Source organism: Mycetocola sp. Y444 (assembly GCF_059445295.1).
Map to the genome: position 1 here is coordinate 1,005,235 of NZ_JCAIUB010000002.1, position 17,524 is coordinate 1,022,758.

Sequence of the window (17,524 nt, forward strand, 5' to 3'; positions counted from 1 at the left end):
CGGCCCACTGGTCGTCCGCGAGCAGGACGTTCTACGGACGCTTCCCGGCGTTCACTCCCGCGATGAAGTTACCGGGCGGCCACGTCCCGCAAGCCCCGCCCGTTAAGGATTCCCGCTCGGGCGCGTCTTACGTGACGCCGCCGTCGCCACACGTCTCATATCCCTAGGGAAACGAGACATCTCACGACTCGTGACCCGTGTTTCCGGCGTTCGGCGGAATCTCGAAACCCGTCGAGTCTCATAACTACGTCGCATAACCTTCTGGTTGTATGGCGTTACTCGTCGTTAGTTATGAGACACCGGAAATCGGTCCGGAAGCACATTGCTCGACTGCCGACCAACTGAAGCGGTTGGTGCGGGTGTCGTTTACCAGGCGCCGGGCTTGTAGTCCTTGAGGAAGCATCCGTAAAGGTCTTCGCCGGCCTCGCCACGCACGATCGGGTCGTAGACGCGCGCAGCACCGTCGACGAGGTCGAGCGGAGCGTGGAAGCCCTCCTCCGCGAGGCGGACCTTCGTCGGGTGCGGCCGCTCGTCGGTGATCCAACCGGTGTCGACGGCGGTCATGAGGATGCCGTCGGTCTCAAGCATCTCGCCCGCGCTGGTGCGGGTGAGCATGTTAAGCGCTGCCTTCGCCATGTTCGTGTGCGGATGGCCCGGCCCCTTATAGCGACGGGAGAACTGACCCTCCATCGCGGAGACATTCACCACGTACTTGCGGCGCGCAGGAGACGCAGCCATCGCGGGCCGGAGCCTGCTGATGAGCAGGAACGGCGCCGTGGTGTTGCAGAGCTGCACCTCGAGCATCTCGAGCGGGTCGACGTGCTCAACGTTCTGCACCCAGCTGTTGGTGGTCTGCAGGTCGGGCACGAGCCCACCGGCGTCGATGGCGGTGCCGTCCGCGTGCTTCTGGAGCGACGACGATCCCGGCGCCATGGCCAGGTTCGCAAGGTCAGCCGCGGTCAGTGCGGGTGCGCCCGCTTCGGCCACTGTCCCGGCCAGCGACGCGACCGACAGCAGCGGATGCGCTGAAACGGATGCCTGCAGCGCTTCGGGGTGCTGATCGGCGGTGTGCCCGAACGTCTCCATCTCAGGAAGAGGGCCATCGGGGAGCGGCTGCAGCTCGGCATCCGCCAGCAGCGAATAGGAGCCGGGGGAGCGGCGCACGGTCTGCGCCGCATTGTTGATGAGGATGTCGAGTGGACCCTGCGCTGCGACAGAATCGGCGAGGCTGATCACCTGGGCCGGGTCACGCAGGTCGATGCCGACCACGCGGAGACGGTGCAGCCAATCGGCGGAGTCGGGCAGCGACGCAAAGCGACGGACGGCATCCCGCGGGAACCGCGTCGTGATCGTCGTGTGCGCGCCATCGCGCAGAAGACGAAGGGCGATGTACATGCCGATTTTTGCGCGGCCACCGGTGAGCAGCGCACGCTTGCCTGTCAGGTCGGTGCGGGCGTCGCGCTTGCCGTGGCTGAACCGGGCGCAGTCGGGGCAGAGCTGGTGATAGAACGCGTCGACGAGCGTGTATGGCTGCTTGCAGATGTAGCAGTTGCGCGGCTTCAGCAGTTCTCCGGCGGTGGGCGCCTCAATCGTGGTCGAGAGGGGGATGCCGCGCGTCTCGTCATCGATGCGATCGGATGCCCCGGTCGCGGTGGCCGCGATGACCGCCTTGTCGGCGTTGGCGATGGTGTCGCGCAGTTCACGGCGACGGTTGCGTTTGACGGCTTTGAACATCGCCGCGGTTGCCCGGCGTACGGTGATGTAGTCAGGGTGTTCCTCGTCGAGAGTGTTCATCGAGGCGAGGACTCGGAGCGTTGTCTCGAGTTCAGTGGGGTCAATTCCGGCGCCGGAGATGTCGGATTCACGGATGGCGTCGGTCATTTGGGCAAGTTTACCTGAGGTCATCTGCGAGAACGCCGCGCTCCCGAGTGGAAGGATGGCACTATGAACCCGATCGAGTGGCTGTTTGATGCCCAGCTGGTAATCGGCGACCAGACCATCCTCTGGCGCGAGGTCATCGGCAACCTGTTTGGCATGCTCAGCGCAGTCGGCGGTATGCGCCGCAAGGTGTGGGCGTGGCCGGTCGGTATCGTCGGCAACCTGCTGTTGTTCACGGTGTTCCTCGGCGCGGTCTTCGGGACCCCCAACCCGGTGAATCTGCTCGGCCAGGCTGGCCGCCAGGTCATGTTCATCATCGTTTCCATTTATGGCTGGGTGCAGTGGCGCAACAGCCGCAACTCGGGCGAGCAGACCGCGGTCACCCCGCACTGGGCGTCGAACAAGGTTCGGGTGTTCCTCATCCTCGGCCTGGTCGGCGGAACCCTCGTGCTGACCCCGATCTTCCGCGCGCTCGGCTCGTACGAACCGGTCTGGGCAGACGCCTGGATCTTCATGGGCTCACTCCTCGCCACCTACGGCATGGCCAAGGGCTGGGTCGAGTTCTGGCTGATCTGGGTCGCCGTCGACATCGTCGGCGTTCCGCTCCTGGTCAGCGCCGGGTACTACGCCTCAGCGGTCCTCTACCTCTTCTATGGTGGCTTCACCCTCGTCGGCTTCTTCATCTGGATGCGCGTGCAGAAGAAGAACTCACTGACGATCGAGACGGCGTTCCCCGACCCGACGGTGAAGCGGTAGCGGGCGCTCGCCGAGGCCACGTCGACGCGAGAACACCACTTCCGGTCGAGAGCATCCGGCGGAACTGATGTTCTCGACCGGAGCGGATGCTTTCGGCACGGAGACCACGGCGACCACGGAGACCACGGAGACCACGGCGACCGCGGAGATCGCGAAGGGCACAGCGAGCGCAGATCGCGGGCTTGCCAGCCGAGTAGGGCATGATCGAAGCACAATGACTTCTCTGCTGCTCGACCCGCGCGCCCTTTCGACAACACAGGGCGAGGCGATCGATCCGGATGCCGTCTACGAGGCATTCAGCGACTGGGTCACCGCCACCGGCATCCGTCTGTATCCGGCACAGGACGAAGCGATCATCGAGATCGTCTCCGGGCAGAACCTCATCCTCAGCACCCCAACGGGCACCGGCAAGTCGCTCGTCGCGGTCGGCGCGCACTACGCGGCACTCGTCGCGGGCAAGCGCAGCTTCTACACGGCCCCGATCAAGGCACTCGTGAGCGAGAAGTTCTTCTCCCTCGTCGCGATCTTCGGCGCCGAGAACGTCGGCATGATGACCGGCGACTCCTCGGTCAACGCCGACGCCCCGATCATCTGCTGCACCGCAGAGATCCTCGCCAACCTCGCCCTCCGCCACGGTGAAGACACCGAGGTCGACCAGGTCGTCATGGACGAGTTCCACTTCTACGCTGACCCCGACCGCGGCTGGGCGTGGCAGGTGCCGCTGCTGTCACTGCCGCGCGCCCAGTTCATCCTGCTGTCGGCAACCTTGGGCGACGTCACGGAGATCGCCGAAGACCTCACCCGCCGTACCGGGCGCGAGACCGCCCGCGTCACCGGTGTCGAGCGCCCCGTGCCGCTGCACTTCTATTACGAGACCACGCCGATTCACGAGACCGTCGATGAGCTGCTCACGACGGGCCAGGCCCCGATCTACGTCGTGCACTTCTCGCAGGCCGCCGCGATGGAGCGCGCCCAGTCGATGTCGAGCATGAAGGTCGCGACCAGGGAACAACGGGATGCCATCGCCGAGGCGATCGGCGGCTTCCGGTTCACCACCAGCTTCGGCAAAACCCTCTCCCGGCTGCTTCGTGCCGGCATCGGTGTGCACCACGCGGGCATGCTGCCGAAGTACCGCCGTCTCGTCGAGCAGCTCGCGCAGCAGGGTATGCTGCGCGTGATCTGCGGCACCGACACTCTCGGCGTCGGCATCAACGTTCCCATTCGCACCGTGCTGTTCACCGCGCTGACCAAATACGACGGCGTGAAGATGCGCCAGCTCAAGGCGCGCGAGTTCCACCAGATCGCCGGTCGCGCCGGGCGTGCGGGCTACGACACGGCCGGAACCGTCGTCGTGCAGGCGCCTGAGCACGAAACCGAGAACCTCAACGCCATCAAGAAGGCCGGCGACGACCCGAAGAAGAAGCGCAAGATCATCCGCAAGAAGGCACCGGACGGATTCGTCTCCTGGGGAGAGCCGTCCTTCCAGCGCCTCGTCGCCGCTGAACCGGAGACGCTCACGTCGAGCATGCAGATCACCTCGGCGATGCTCATCAACGTCATCGGCCGCGGGGGAGATGTCTATAAGCACGTCCACGACCTCGTCTTCGACAACCACGAACCGTTCAAACGCCAGCTCGAGCTCGCCCGACGCGCCCTCGGCATCTACCGCACGCTCCGCGACTCGGGCATCGTCGAGCAGTCGGCAGACGGAACGATCCGGCTCACCGTCGACCTGCAGCCCAACTTCGCGCTCAACCAGCCGTTGTCGCCATTCGCGCTCGCCGCATTCGAACTGCTCGACCCCGAAGACCCGAGCTATGCGCTCGACATGATCTCCATCGTCGAGGCGACCCTCGATAACCCGCGTGCCGTGCTCAGCCAGCAGCAGTTCCTCGCCCGGGGCGAGGCTGTCGCCGCGATGAAGTCAGAGGGCATCGAGTACGACGAGCGGATGGAGCTGCTCGAGGAGGTCAGCTACCCGAAGCCGCTCAACGAACTGCTGACGATCACCTTCGAGACCTACAGCGCCTCCCAACCGTGGATCCGCGACTTCGAGCTCAGCCCGAAGTCCGTGGTGCGCGACATGTACGAGCGCGCGATGTCGTTCGGTGAGTTCATCGCGTTCTACAAGCTCGCCCGCAGCGAGGGTGTCGTGCTGCGCTACCTGTCCGACGCGTACCGCGCCGCCCGCCAGACCATCCCCGACGAGGCCAAGAACGAAGACCTGCTCGACCTGATCGAGTGGCTCGGCGAGCTCGTGCGCCAGGTCGACTCGAGCCTGCTCGACGAATGGGAAGAACTCACCCACCCCGACCCGGAGAAGCACGCCGAGCACGCGGGCGAGATTGTTCCGCCAGCACCGCAGCGCCTCAGCTCCAACGTTCGGGCGTTCCGCATCCTCGTGCGGAACGAGCTCTTCCGCCGGGTGCAACTGGCCGCGCTGGAAGACTACGACGCCCTCGGGGAGCTGGACGCGGCATCCGGATTCGACGCCGACCGCTGGGCCAACTCGCTCGACGGTTACTACGAACTGCACGACCAGATCCTCACCGGACCAGACGCGCGCAGCTCGAAGCTCCTCATCCTCGATGAGTCGGGGCCCGTCTGGACCGCCCGGCAAATCTTCGATGACCCGGCCGGCGACCACGACTGGGGGATCAGCGCGACGGTCGACCTCGCTGAGTCCGACGAGCAGGGGTTCGCCGTTGTCACCGTCACCGCGGTGGATTCCCTCTAGGTTCGGTTCGGAGCACGCCGTCGATTGGCGGATGCCGCTCGGAACCCGCTAAAGTCGAGGAATGGCCATCTTCGACAGCAGTGTTTCAGCCCAGGGCTTCGCCCCGAGCGCACTTCGTCGACGCCGTAACACCTCAGAGCGACGATAGGCGACGCTGGGCGAACGGTGCATGGCACGGTTCCGAGAGGCGCCGCCGACCATCCATCGTTCATCACCTCAATAAGGTAGAGCCATGTCCTTCTCTGTAGCCGTAGCCGGAGCATCCGGGTACGCAGGGGGCGAGTTGCTGCGATTGCTCGCGGCCCACCCCGACTTCGACATCCGCACCGTCACCGCGCATTCCAATGCGGGCCAGCCACTGGCATCCGTGCAACCGCACCTGCGGTCGCTCGCGCACCTGACCCTGACCGACACCACCCCGGAGAACCTCGCCGGGCACGATGTTGTCTTCCTCGCCCTGCCGCACGGCAAGTCCGGTGAGGTCACCGCCCAGCTCGACGCCGACACGCTCGTCATCGACTGCGGCGCCGACCACCGCCTCACCAGCGAGGCCGACTGGGCACAGTTCTACGGCGGCGACTACTACGGCGCCTGGCAGTACGGCGTGCCGGAGCTTCAGCTCAGCACCCCGACGGGCTCGATCAAGCAGCGCGACAACCTCGTCGGCGCACGGCGGATCGCGGCCCCCGGCTGCAACGCGAGCACCGTCGCCCTCTCGCTCGTGCCAGGCATCCTCGCCGGAGTGATCGAGGCGACCGACATTGTCTCGGTACTCGCGGTCGGGCCGTCCGGTGCCGGCAAGGCGCTCAAGACCAACCTGCTCGCGAGTGAAATCCTCGGCTCCGCCAACCCATACGCGGTCGGCGGCACCCACCGGCACATCCCCGAGATCGCGCAGAGCCTTCGCACGGCGGGCGCCACCGACGTGAGCGTCTCGTTCACGCCGGTCCTCGTGCCGATGTCGCGCGGCATCCTCGCGACCAGCACCGCCCGCATCGTGCCGGGAACCAGTGCGGATGCCGTCCGTGCGGCCTGGCAGGACGCCTACGGTTCCGAGACCTTTGTGCAGCTCCTGCCGGAGGGGGAGTTCCCCCGGACCGCCGATGTGATCGGCGCGAACACCATGCTGATGGGGCTCGCCGTCGACGAAGCGGCCGGCCGCGTCGTCGTCGTGACCGCCGTTGACAACCTCGCCAAGGGCACCGCTGGTGCCGCCATCCAGTCAGCGAATATCGCGCTGGGACTCGACGAAGCAACTGGGCTTCCTCTGAACGGAGTAGCACCGTGACCGTCACCGCAGCACAGGGATTCGAAGCGTCAGGGATCGCACTCGGCCTCAAGGACTCGGGCGGCAAGGACCTCGCGCTCGTCGTCAACCGCGGACCCCGCCATGCGTCCGCCGCCGTGTTCACGAGCAACCGTGCGCAGGCCAACCCGATCCTCTGGTCGAAGCAGGTCATCGACGACGGAACGGTCAACGCGATCGTGCTCAACTCGGGCGGCGCGAACTGCTTTACCGGCCCCGAGGGCTTTCAGACCACCCACGCCACAGCCGAGGCCGTGGCATCCGCACTCGAGGTCTCAGCCGGCGACGTGCTCGTCTGCTCGACCGGCCTCATCGGCGTGCAGCTCGATCGTGACAAGCTCCTGCCCGGCGTCGCAACGGCTGCAGCCGCGCTCAGCACCGACGGCGGAACCGACGCCGCCGAGGCGATCCTCACCACCGACAGCCACGCGAAGACGGCGGTTGTAGAGGGCGACGGCTGGGTGATCGGCGGAATGGCGAAGGGCGCAGGGATGCTCGCGCCAGGGCTCGCCACCATGCTCGTCGTGCTCACCACCGACGCCGATCTCGCCAGCGACCAGCTCGACCGCGCGCTGCGGGCGGCCACCAGGGTCAGCTTCGACCGCCTCGACTCGGACGGCTGTATGTCGACGAACGACCAGGTCACTCTCCTCGCGTCGGGAGCATCCGGGGTCTCACCCGACGCCGATTCGTTCGCCGCTGCCGTCCGCGAGATCTGCCTCGACCTGGCCCGCCAGCTCCAGGGCGATGCTGAGGGCGCGAGCCACGACATCACCATCGAGGTTAACGGGGCTGTGAGCGAAGACGACGCCGTCGAGGTCGGCCGCTCCGTCGCACGGAACAACCTCTTCAAGGCCGCCGTCTTCGGCAACGACCCCAACTGGGGCCGGGTGCTCGCCGCGATCGGAACCACCCAGGCCGTGTTCGACCCATACGCCGTTGACGTCTCGATGAACGGGGTTCGGGTCTGTCACGCCGGGGCGCCGGACGCCCCGCGCGAGGACGTGGACCTCACCGGACGTGCGGTGTCGGTCGTCATCGATCTCAAAGAGGGCACCGAGTCGGCCACCATCCTGACCAACGACCTCACGCACGACTACGTGCACGAGAACAGCGCGTACTCGAGTTGATGATGACGGATACAGCAGCCACCACAGACGCCATAGCGAAAGCCGCGGTGCTCATTGAAGCGCTGCCGTGGCTCAAGCGCTACCACGGTGCCATTGCCGTCGTGAAGTTCGGCGGGAACGCCATGGTCAGTCCTGAACTCACCCGTGCCTTCGCCGAAGATATGGTCTTCCTCCGCCACGCGGGCCTCAAGCCCGTCGTCGTGCACGGAGGTGGACCGCAGATTTCGGCACGGCTCACCGAGCTCGGCATCGAGAGCGAATTCCGTGGCGGCTACCGGGTGACAACGCCCGAGGCCATGACCGTTGTTCGCGACGTTCTGAACCACGACGTCAACGCGCACCTCGTCGAGCTCATCAACGAGCACGGCAGCTTCTCGATCGGACTGAGCGGCGAAGCGGCGAGCAGCACCGAGTCCGGAGCGGCAACAACGCTCTTCACCGGAGCGCGCCGCGGTGCGGTCGTGAACGGCGAAACCGTCGACCTCGGTCTTGTCGGCGACGTCGTGTCGGTGGCGCCCCAGACCGTGCTCGACGCCATCGACGCCGGACTCATCCCCGTCATCTCGTCGATCGCGCCTGACGGCGACGCGCCGGGCCAGGTGCTCAACGTGAACGCTGACGCCGCGGCATCCGCTCTCGCTGTGGCTCTGAACGCCGACAAGTTCCTCATCCTCACCGATGTCGCAGGCCTCTACAGTGACTGGCCCGATCGTGATTCGCTCGTGTCGGTCATCTCGACCACGGCGCTGCGCGATCTTCTGCCGGCGCTCGAATCGGGAATGATCCCGAAGATGGCCGCGTGTCTCGAGGCTGTCGACGGCGGAGTGCGCAACGCGGCGATCATCGATGGCAGGCTCGAGCACTCGATCCTGCTGGAGGTCTTCACCCAGCAGGGCATCGGAACACAGATCGTAGGGGAGGACTCATGAAGGACTGGCACCTCGTCGCCGCGCACGACATGATGCGCGTCTTCGGCGAACCTCAGGCACTGCTCACCCACGGCTCGGGCTGCACGGTCTGGGACGAAGACGGTAGCGAGTACCTCGACTTCCTCGGCGGGATCGCCGTCAATGCGCTCGGCCACGCCCACCCGGTGCTCGTCGAGGCCATCGCCACCCAGGCGGCAACGCTCATCCACGTGTCGAACTACTTCGTCACGGCACCGCAGCTCGAACTGGCCGCAAGGATCAAGCGGCTGACCGGTGCGGGGGATGCCGGCCGGGTCTATTTTGCGAACTCCGGGGCAGAAGCCAACGAGGCGGCGTTCAAACTCGCGCGGCTCAACAACGGCGACGGCCGCCGCACCCGTATTCTCGCGCTCAACAACTCGTTCCACGGCCGCACGATGGGTGCGCTCGCGCTCACGGGCAAGCCGTCCATCCGTGAGGCGTTTGAGCCGATGGTGCCCGGTGTCACCCACATCGATGCCACGCTCGAGGCGCTCGAGAGCGCGTTCGACGACACCGTCGCCGCGATCATCGTCGAACCGATCCAGGGCGAGGCAGGCGTGCGCGAGCTGCCGGCCGGGTTCCTCGGCCGCGCCCGTGAGCTCGCCACCCGGCACGGCGCGTTGCTGATCGTCGACGAGATCCAGACCGGTGCCGGCCGCACCGGGTCCTGGTTCGCGTTCCAGCGGGAGGGCATCGTTCCGGATGCCGTGACCCTCGCGAAAGGAATCGGCGGGGGAGTGCCGATCGGCGCCCTCGTGACCTTGGGCGCGGCATCCGACCTCTTCACACCGGGCCAGCACGGCTCGACATTCAGCGGCAACCCGCTCGCGACCGCGGCAGCCAACGCCGTGCTCGGCGAGATCGAGACCGCTGGCCTCGTCGATAATGCCCGGGCGCGCGGTGAGCAACTGCGTGACGCGATCACCGGCATTGGCTCACCGCTCATCGGCGGTGTGCGGGGACGCGGACTGCTTCTCGGGATCGAGCTGACCGAACCCGTCGCACCGGCGCTCGTCTCGGCGGCACTTGCCGAGGGCCTCATCATCAACGCGCCGAACCCCCAAACGATCCGGCTCGCGCCTCCACTGATCATCGGCGACGCCGAGCTCGCTGAGTTCGACCGACGCTTCCGTGCGGCACTCGATCGCGTGACAGCGATCGCCGACGGCACACCTTCGCCCACCACAACACCGATTGCAGGCACGACATGACCCGGCACTTCCTCCGCGACGACGATCTCAGCCCCGCTGAGCAAGCCGAGATCCTCGATCTCGCGATCGAGATGAAGCGCGACAGGTTCTCGCGTCGTCCCCTCGAGGGTCCGCAGACCGTTGCGGTGATCTTCGACAAGTCGTCGACCCGCACCCGGGTGTCGTTCGCCGTCGGCATCGCCGACCTCGGTGGATCGCCGCTCATCATCTCCACCGCGTCGAGCCAGCTCGGTGGCAAGGAGACCGCTGCCGACACCGCGCGCGTGCTCGAACGCCAGGTCGCAGCGATCGTCTGGCGCACCTTCGGGCAGGCCGGACTCGAGGAGATGGCAAACGGCACGACGGTTCCCGTCGTCAACGCGTTGAGTGATGAGTTTCACCCGTGCCAGTTGCTCGCCGACCTGCTCACGATCACGGAGCACAAGGGCACCCTCGCGGGGCTCACCCTCACCTTCGTCGGTGACGGTGGCTGCAACATGGCGCACTCCTACCTGCTCGCCGGCGCGACGGCGGGGATGAACGTGCGGATCGCGTCACCGGAGGGGTTCACTCCCGACCCAGCAGTTGTCGCCGACGCCACACGCATCGCAGCGACGACCGGCGGATCGATCGCCCTCTTCGGCGACGCCCGCGAGGCGGCATCCGGTTCCGACGTCCTCATCACCGACACCTGGGTGTCGATGGGCAAGGAAGAGGAGAAGGCGGCACGGGTTGCCGTGCTTAACCCGTTCAGGGTCGACGCCGAGATGATGGCGCTCGCGAAGAGCGACGCCGTATTCATGCACTGCCTCCCGGCTGACCGTGGCTTCGAGGTCACCGCCGATGTCATCGACGGACCGCAGTCGATTATCTGGGACGAAGCAGAAAACCGACTGCACGCCCAGAAGGCGCTGCTCGTCTGGCTGCTCGAACGCGCCTGACCCACAGGCCAGCCCGGACCATCCGGGCACTTTCACTACACTTTTAACCACAAGCAATCAAGGAGAATCTCATGGCGGAACGCGTCGTACTCGCATACTCGGGCGGTCTCGACACCTCGGTCGGCATCGGATGGCTGAAGGATGCGACAGGTAAAGAGGTCGTGGCACTCGCCATCGACGTCGGACAAGAGGGCGAGGACATGGAGGTCATCCGCCAGCGCGCCCTCGACTGTGGCGCCGTTGAGTCGGTTGTCGTCGACGCCCGCGAGGAGTTCGCCAGCGACTACCTGATGCCGGCACTCAAGGCCAACGCGCTGTACCAGAAGCGCTACCCGCTGGTCTCGGCTCTCAGCCGTCCGCTCATCGCGAAGTACCTCGCATCCACCGCCAAGGAGCTCGGCGCCAACAGCGTTGCGCACGGCTGCACCGGCAAGGGCAACGACCAGGTCCGCTTCGAAGCCGCCGTCGCCGCACTCGCGCCAGACCTGACGAGCATCGCTCCGGTCCGTGACCTCGCGCTGACCCGCGACAAGGCCATCGTCTACGCCGAGCAGCACAACCTGCCGATCGCGCAGTCGAAGAAGAGCCCGTACTCGATCGACCAGAACGTCTGGGGTCGCGCCGTTGAGACCGGTTTCCTCGAAGACCCGTGGAACCCGCCGATCGAAGACCTCTACACCTACACGAAGGACCCGGCTCAGGCCGGAGCTCCGACCGAGGTCGTCATCACCTTCGACCAGGGTGTTCCCGTTGCCTACGACGGCAAGTCCATCACGCCGCTCCAGGCCGTCGAGCTCATGAACCGCCTCGCCGGTGACCAGGGCGTCGGCCGGATCGACATCGTCGAAGACCGCCTCATCGGCATCAAGAGCCGTGAGGTTTACGAGTCACCAGCCGGCATCGCGCTCATCACCGCACACGAAGAGCTCGAGAACATGACCATCGAGCGCGACCTCGCGCGCTACAAGCGCACCGTCGAGTCGAAGTGGGCAGAGCTCGTGTACGACGGACTCTGGTTCTCCGGTCTCAAGAAGGCGCTCGACGTCTTCATCGACGAGACCCAGAAGCACGTTTCGGGCGACATCCGCCTCAAGCTGCACGCCGGTTCTGCCGTCGTCACCGGTCGCAGGAGCGACTCGAGCCTCTACGACTTCAACCTCGCCACCTACGACACGGGCGACACGTTCGACCAGTCGATGGCGAAGGGCTTCATCGAGCTGTGGTCGCTGCCGAGCAAGATCTCGGCTCGGCGCGACGCAGGTCAGGAGTAGCGCCGTGTCGGGTGACGACTCCACCAACCGGGCAAGTGAAGCCGGTGCACTCTGGGGCGGACGCTTCGCCAGCGGGCCGTCACCCGAACTGGCTCGCCTGAGCAAGTCGACGCAGTTCGACTGGCAGCTTGCACCATATGACATCGCCGGTTCACGGGCGCACGCCAAGGCACTCGCCGCGGCGGGTTACCTCAGCGACGACGAGCTTGTTGCCATGCTGGATGCCCTCGATCGCCTCGAAGAGGACGCCGCCTCCGGCGCGTTCACTGCTGACGAAGCCGACGAGGACGTGCACTCCGCGCTCGAGCGCGGTCTGATCGACCGCGCCGGTGTTGAACTGGGCGGCAAGCTTCGCGCCGGTCGCAGCCGGAACGACCAGATCGCGACCCTGGTTCGGCTGTACCTGCTGAACCACTCGCGCGTGATCGGGCACCTCGTCATCCAGCTGATCGATGCCATCGCCTCGCAGGCCGAGGCGCACGCCGACGCCCCGATGCCCGGACGCACGCACCTCCAGCACGCTCAGCCGGTGCTGCTCGCGCACCACCTGCTCGCCCACGCCTGGCCGCTCGTGCGTGACCTCGAGCGCCTCGCCGACTGGACCAAGCGGGCCTCGGCGTCGCCGTACGGATCCGGTGCGCTTGCGGGAAGCTCGCTTGGCCTCGATCCGCAGCTCGTGGCATCCGAACTGGGCCTCGACCGCCCGACCGAGAACTCGCTCGACGCGACGGCGAGCCGTGACGTTGTCGCGGAATTCGCCTTCATTGCGTCGCTCATCGGTATCAACCTGTCACGGTTCGCCGAGGACATCATCGTGTGGAACACACGCGAGTTCAACCTCGTCACCCTCGACGATGGCTACTCGACGGGCTCGAGCATCATGCCGCAGAAGAAGAACCCCGACATCGCCGAGCTCGCCCGCGGCAAATCGGGTCGGCTCATCGGCAACCTCACCGGGCTGCTGGCGACGTTCAAGGGACTTCCTCTCGCGTACAACCGCGACATTCAGGAAGACAAGGAGCCGGTCTTCGACACTGTGGAACAGCTCGAGGTCCTGCTGCCCGCCTTCACCGGCATGGTTGCGACGCTGCGTTTCAACACCGAGCGCATGGCCGAGCTTGCCCCGCAGGGCTTCTCGCTCGCGACGGATGTTGCCGAGTGGCTTGTTCGACAGGGCGTCAGCTTCCGCGATGCGCACGAGATCTCGGGTGAGCTCGTGCAGTTCTGCGAGAAGCGCGGACTCGAGCTCCATGAGCCCTCTGACGAGGACCTCGCCGGAATCTCCGAGCACCTCGTGCCGGCGGTTCGGGATGTGCTCACCGTCCAGGGGTCGATTGCGTCACGCAACGGCGTCGGCGGAACCGCTCCCGACCGGGTGGCCGAGCAGCGCCACCAGCTGGTCGAGCGTGTCCGTGTTCTGTCGCAGGCACTCCGCGCCTGAGAATGTTCGACCGCGCGTTCTTCGAGCGCCCGTCCGTTGACGTAGCACCGCACCTTCTGGGTGCGGTGCTTCGTCATACGACGGATGCCGGCACCGTCGGGGTGCGTATCACCGAGGTTGAGGCCTATATCGGCCAGGGAGTCGACCCGGGTTCGCACGCGTTCCGTGGCAAGACGGCTCGGAACGAGAGCATGTTCGGTGAGCCCGGGCACCTGTACTGCTATTTCACCTATGGCATGCACGTGTGCGCCAATGTGGTCTGCTCACCTGAGGGCGAAGCATCCGCGTGTCTGATCCGTGCGGGCGAGATCGTCGAGGGTATCGAGCTGGCGCGGTTCCGGCGGACAACCTCGAAGAGCGACCGCGACCTGGCGCAGGGGCCTGCGCGGCTCGTCGTCGCCCTCGGCATCAGCCTGGCTGAGAACGGGAGCGACCTGTTTGCCCCGCCGTTCTCGCTCGAACCAGCGGCCGAGCCCGCCGCGTACGAGACGGGTCCCCGAACCGGTGTCGCTGGCGGTGCCGACCTGCCCTGGCGGTTCTGGATCCCCGGTGAGTCGAGCGTGTCACCCTACAAGCGGCATCCGAAGGCCTGAGCGCTGGCGCAGGTCGCTGCCAACCGGCAGCGGATCAGCTGAGCGCCAGGTAGAACAGCGCCGCACTCGACGACGCCCAGATCAGGCTCGCGAACGTGCCGATGATGAACCGCTCACGGGCCTCGGGCGCCTCGAGCTCGGTGAACCGGCCGACACCCTTGATCGCAACGATGATGGCGATGGCCTCGGGGAATCCGGCCATGAGTGTGGCCGCAACGGCGAACCGCTCGAGGTACCCGATCGTGCGCCCACCGCGCAGCACCTCGTGCTGGGCGCCGGCTGACGCGCGCGCCGTTCCGCGGCCGGTACGATCGGGCTCGGTGACGAGGATGCCGCCGAACAGTCCGGGGCGGACGAGCCCGCGGGTTGCGAGCTTGAGCACATAGCTCGTGGCGGTGCCGCCCCCGAGCACGGCGATCGCGACGGAAAGCACGCCGAGCGCGATGAGCACGCCGAGCGGAACGACGGGCGACGGGATCGCGAGAAGGATGACGTCGACCGCGAGGATCACGGCGGCGATGATGATCCACCGTGGTCGCTGGCGCCACTGCGCGAGCAAAATCACACCGAGACAGGCCGCGGCGAGCAGGAGGACGAGCACCCAGTAGATGGTGCCGGGAACCGTGCCGACGATCGGGGTCATGCCTCGGTCTCCTCGCTGGGGTTGATGGTGTCGAGTAGCCTAACAAGCGCCTCGGACGCTGACCGTTCGACACGGATTCCCGCGGCCCGTGCACGGAGGCTCGCGGCTCCCGGCGTGATCCCGAGCCTGTCGGCCGACTCCGACTGGGTCAGTCCGCTCGACAGGAGGTCGTACAACTCCCAGCCCCCGTCGGTGCGACGATCCCGCAGGTGCAGCAGCAGCGTCACGAGCGCCTCAACGTCGCTGCCACGAAGAGCGGGGGAGTCCTCGTTCTCTTCACTGGCCAGGGTGAGCGCGAAACGGGTCGGCTGCTTCTTTGCGCGCGTGACGGCATCCCGCGCCGCATAAAAGGCCTCGCCCGTCGCTTCGCGGGTATCGGCGGGGAGCGGCTGGCGGACGGAACCCACCCCGACGCCCACACTCCAGGCGCCGTCACGGGTCAGCGCGAGGACGAGGGAGAGGACGAGCTCGGCATCGTCGACGAGGAGCTGCAACTCATCGCCAGCCGTTCGGTCGGCAGGGAGGAGTAGCCGATCGCCGTACTCGGAGTTGAGAGCGGCAAGCGTGTCAGCGACCTTGTCTGCGGTGTTGCGGCTGTCGACCTGGTCGGCGGTGAGAACGAACATGGCACTCCTCGGGTTTAGCCCATAAGCATAACTCCAATGATATTAGAAAATAACCTAAACCATGTCAAGGGTGAGGTCTCAGCCTCACATCCGCCGCGGCCGGGCACACGTGCGCTGGTATCGTGTGAGTCGTGTCCACGTCACTACTCTCAAGCCAAACGAATGATTCCACCTTCGACGACATCTGGGAGGAACTCGTCTGGCGAGGACTCGTGCACGTGTCGACCGATGCGGGTGAGCTGAAAGAGCTCCTCTCCGGCGCGCCGATCACCTACTACTGCGGGTTCGACCCGACGGCACCGAGCCTGCACCTCGGCAACCTGGTCCAGCTCCTGGTCATGCGCCGCATCCAGCTCGCCGGCCACAAGCCGCTCGGCCTCGTCGGCGGATCGACCGGGCTCATCGGCGACCCACGCCCGACGGCCGAACGCACGCTCAATACCCGCGAGACTGTTGCCGACTGGGTGGAGCGACTGCAGGGCCAGGTCTCCCGGTTCCTGAGTTTCGACGGCGACAATGCCGCACGCATGGTGAACAACCTCGACTGGACGGCGCCGCTCTCCGCCATCGACTTCCTCCGCGACGTCGGCAAGTACTTCCGGGTCGGGACAATGCTCAAGAAGGATGCCGTCAGCGCACGCCTCAACTCCGACGCGGGTATCAGCTACACCGAGTTCAGCTACCAGATCCTGCAGGGCATGGACTTCCTCGAGCTGTTCCGCAGCTACGGCTGTGTGTTGCAGACCGGTGGCAGCGACCAGTGGGGAAACCTCACGAGCGGAACCGACCTCATCCACAAGGCCGAGGGGAAGAGCGCGCACGCCATCGGCACCCCGCTCATCACCAACTCGGACGGCACGAAGTTCGGCAAGAGCGAGGGCAACGCCGTCTGGCTCGACCCCGAGATGACGAGTCCGTACGCGTTCTACCAGTTCTGGGTCAATTCCGACGACGCCGATGTCATCGCGCGGCTCAAGGTGTTCACCTTCCTCACTCGCGAAGAGATCGAGCGACTCGAAGAAGCTGTGGCTTCCGAGCCGTTCCGTCGGGAAGCACAGAAGCGACTCGCGTACGAGGTCACCTCTCTTGTTCACGGTGTCGACGCAACGGATGCCGCGATCGCCGCGTCCGCAGCCCTCTTCGGCCAGGGTGAACTGACGGGTCTCGACGCCGCAACGCTCGCCTCAGCGCTTTCCGAACTCCCGAATGTGACCGCTGCGCTCGGGGTTCCGCTGACCCAGCTCCTCGTCGACACCAAGCTCACCTCGAGCATCGGCGAGGCACGCCGTGCGATTGCGCAGGGTGGCGTGTACCTCAACAACGCCAAGGTCACCGATGAGTCTGCCGTTCTCGATGACACCCTGGCCGGGGGAGTGGCGGTTCTCCGGAGGGGCAAGAAGACTCTCGCTGGCGTGTTTACGGCGTAGTCGAGCGCCCCGGTCGGGGTGTCCGCGGGGGTCGCCCCGGGCGACACGCCCGACCTGCACCGGCGAGTTGCGAGCTGGCCGCACTGAACGTAAAGTACTTACTTGTCACCCCAAAGGTGCGGCTGAGCTTAGCTCGCCGGCCTCATGCGGGACGAACTTCTTCAGACACGAAGACACTCGATTATTCGGGTCGATCGGCGTCTGAGGATGACCCTCCACCAGGGTCCAACTCGATACGAGTCTGAACGAATTTCGGTTCGGGAAGAGCGTGGTCAGGATGGCAAATAACTGGTGCTAGGGTAGAGAAGTTGCCCTGCGGAGCAGCCCGGAAGGGTGAAAAGCGGGAGCATCCGATCCTTGAGAACTCAACAGCGTGCACAATGTCAAATGCCAAATACCCGTTGACTCGACCTTTTCTGGTTGGGTTACGGATTCCTTTGGAAAACATTTAAACAACAAAGCAAGTCAGTAATGATTTGTTCTGTCAGTTTCAAACTCGCGGTTTCTGAACCTATTCCGGTTCGTTACCGCAAACAATGTGCCGGCACCTTCGGGTGCTTGGCAATTAAACATTTACGGAGAGTTTGATCCTGGCTCAGGACGAACGCTGGCGGCGTGCTTAACACATGCAAGTC

At 65.8% G+C, this 17,524-nt stretch carries 14 protein-coding genes and 1 rRNA gene; 12 read left to right on the forward strand and 3 right to left on the reverse strand.

Going from position 1 to position 17,524, the window contains the following annotated elements:
* Positions 1 to 366 precede the first annotated feature (366 nt).
* A complete protein-coding gene (locus AC1C2M_RS11375; RefSeq protein WP_495436462.1) occupies positions 367 to 1,881 on the reverse strand; it encodes an SDR family NAD(P)-dependent oxidoreductase in 1,515 nt (504 codons plus the stop codon).
* 63 nt (positions 1,882 to 1,944) lie between these two features.
* On the opposite strand from AC1C2M_RS11375, the gene pnuC reads away from it, so the two are divergent.
* The 10 genes from pnuC to AC1C2M_RS11425 all read left to right on the forward strand — a co-directional run bounded on the left by pnuC (position 1,945) and on the right by AC1C2M_RS11425 (position 14,193).
* The gene (gene pnuC, locus AC1C2M_RS11380) at positions 1,945 to 2,634 is read left to right on the forward strand and encodes a nicotinamide riboside transporter PnuC (protein WP_483405863.1); all 690 of its coding nucleotides are present in this window, start codon (positions 1,945 to 1,947) and stop codon (positions 2,632 to 2,634) included.
* 214 nt (positions 2,635 to 2,848) lie between these two features.
* Positions 2,849 to 5,371 (forward strand): DEAD/DEAH box helicase, encoded by a 2,523-nt coding sequence (locus tag AC1C2M_RS11385; protein WP_495436463.1) that lies wholly within the window; start codon positions 2,849 to 2,851, stop codon positions 5,369 to 5,371.
* 232 nt (positions 5,372 to 5,603) lie between these two features.
* Positions 5,604 to 6,659 (forward strand): N-acetyl-gamma-glutamyl-phosphate reductase, encoded by a 1,056-nt coding sequence (gene argC / locus AC1C2M_RS11390; protein WP_495436464.1) that lies wholly within the window; start codon positions 5,604 to 5,606, stop codon positions 6,657 to 6,659.
* Entirely contained in the window at positions 6,656 to 7,807 is a 1,152-nt protein-coding gene (gene argJ / locus AC1C2M_RS11395) for a bifunctional glutamate N-acetyltransferase/amino-acid acetyltransferase ArgJ (protein ID WP_495436466.1), read from the forward strand. The genes argC and argJ overlap by 4 nt, the downstream gene beginning before the upstream one ends.
* A gap of 2 nt (positions 7,808 to 7,809) precedes the next feature.
* Positions 7,810 to 8,736 carry an acetylglutamate kinase gene (gene argB, locus AC1C2M_RS11400; RefSeq protein ID WP_483405867.1) on the forward strand — a complete coding sequence of 309 codons (927 nt, stop codon included), beginning with the start codon at positions 7,810 to 7,812 and terminating at the stop codon, positions 8,734 to 8,736.
* The gene (locus tag AC1C2M_RS11405) at positions 8,733 to 9,968 is read left to right on the forward strand and encodes an acetylornithine transaminase (RefSeq protein ID WP_495436468.1); all 1,236 of its coding nucleotides are present in this window, start codon (positions 8,733 to 8,735) and stop codon (positions 9,966 to 9,968) included. The genes argB and AC1C2M_RS11405 overlap by 4 nt, the downstream gene beginning before the upstream one ends.
* Entirely contained in the window at positions 9,965 to 10,888 is a 924-nt protein-coding gene (gene argF / locus AC1C2M_RS11410) for an ornithine carbamoyltransferase (protein ID WP_495436470.1), read from the forward strand. The genes AC1C2M_RS11405 and argF overlap by 4 nt, the downstream gene beginning before the upstream one ends.
* Before the next feature lie 71 nt (positions 10,889 to 10,959).
* Positions 10,960 to 12,159: an argininosuccinate synthase gene (locus AC1C2M_RS11415; RefSeq protein WP_108962794.1), complete on the forward strand. Its 1,200-nt coding sequence runs from the start codon at positions 10,960 to 10,962 to the stop codon at positions 12,157 to 12,159.
* Between the two features lie 4 nt (positions 12,160 to 12,163).
* Entirely contained in the window at positions 12,164 to 13,600 is a 1,437-nt protein-coding gene (argH, locus tag AC1C2M_RS11420; RefSeq protein WP_483405870.1) for an argininosuccinate lyase, read from the forward strand.
* Between the two features lie 2 nt (positions 13,601 to 13,602).
* Positions 13,603 to 14,193 carry a DNA-3-methyladenine glycosylase gene (locus tag AC1C2M_RS11425; protein ID WP_495436472.1) on the forward strand — a complete coding sequence of 197 codons (591 nt, stop codon included), beginning with the start codon at positions 13,603 to 13,605 and terminating at the stop codon, positions 14,191 to 14,193.
* 34 nt (positions 14,194 to 14,227) lie between these two features.
* Here the strand turns inward: AC1C2M_RS11425 and AC1C2M_RS11430 are convergent, their stop codons facing one another.
* Positions 14,228 to 14,836: a hypothetical protein gene (locus AC1C2M_RS11430; RefSeq protein ID WP_495436474.1), complete on the reverse strand. Its 609-nt coding sequence runs from the start codon at positions 14,834 to 14,836 to the stop codon at positions 14,228 to 14,230.
* Entirely contained in the window at positions 14,833 to 15,462 is a 630-nt protein-coding gene (locus AC1C2M_RS11435) for a DNA-binding protein (protein WP_495436475.1), read from the reverse strand. The genes AC1C2M_RS11430 and AC1C2M_RS11435 overlap by 4 nt, the downstream gene beginning before the upstream one ends.
* A gap of 131 nt (positions 15,463 to 15,593) precedes the next feature.
* Between AC1C2M_RS11435 and tyrS the strand changes: the two genes are divergently transcribed.
* Together tyrS and AC1C2M_RS11445 are read left to right on the forward strand one after the other, a co-directional pair.
* The gene (gene tyrS, locus AC1C2M_RS11440) at positions 15,594 to 16,889 is read left to right on the forward strand and encodes a tyrosine--tRNA ligase (RefSeq protein ID WP_495433058.1); all 1,296 of its coding nucleotides are present in this window, start codon (positions 15,594 to 15,596) and stop codon (positions 16,887 to 16,889) included.
* Positions 16,890 to 17,461: 572 nt separating this feature from the next.
* Positions 17,462 to 17,524: ribosomal RNA gene (locus AC1C2M_RS11445) — 16S ribosomal RNA — on the forward strand; the annotation flags it as partial.

Coding starts and splice junctions, on each gene's coding strand:
- AC1C2M_RS11375 (WP_495436462.1), bottom strand. CDS start 1,881: ATGACCGACGCCATCCGTGAATCCGACATCTCCGGCGCCGGAATTGAC.
- AC1C2M_RS11385 (WP_495436463.1), top strand. CDS start 2,849: ATGACTTCTCTGCTGCTCGACCCGCGCGCCCTTTCGACAACACAGGGC.
- AC1C2M_RS11430 (WP_495436474.1), bottom strand. CDS start 14,836: ATGACCCCGATCGTCGGCACGGTTCCCGGCACCATCTACTGGGTGCTC.
- AC1C2M_RS11415 (WP_108962794.1), top strand. CDS start 10,960: ATGGCGGAACGCGTCGTACTCGCATACTCGGGCGGTCTCGACACCTCG.
- argC (WP_495436464.1), top strand. CDS start 5,604: ATGTCCTTCTCTGTAGCCGTAGCCGGAGCATCCGGGTACGCAGGGGGC.
- argB (WP_483405867.1), top strand. CDS start 7,810: ATGACGGATACAGCAGCCACCACAGACGCCATAGCGAAAGCCGCGGTG.
- pnuC (WP_483405863.1), top strand. CDS start 1,945: ATGAACCCGATCGAGTGGCTGTTTGATGCCCAGCTGGTAATCGGCGAC.
- AC1C2M_RS11425 (WP_495436472.1), top strand. CDS start 13,603: ATGTTCGACCGCGCGTTCTTCGAGCGCCCGTCCGTTGACGTAGCACCG.
- AC1C2M_RS11435 (WP_495436475.1), bottom strand. CDS start 15,462: ATGTTCGTTCTCACCGCCGACCAGGTCGACAGCCGCAACACCGCAGAC.
- argF (WP_495436470.1), top strand. CDS start 9,965: ATGACCCGGCACTTCCTCCGCGACGACGATCTCAGCCCCGCTGAGCAA.
- AC1C2M_RS11405 (WP_495436468.1), top strand. CDS start 8,733: ATGAAGGACTGGCACCTCGTCGCCGCGCACGACATGATGCGCGTCTTC.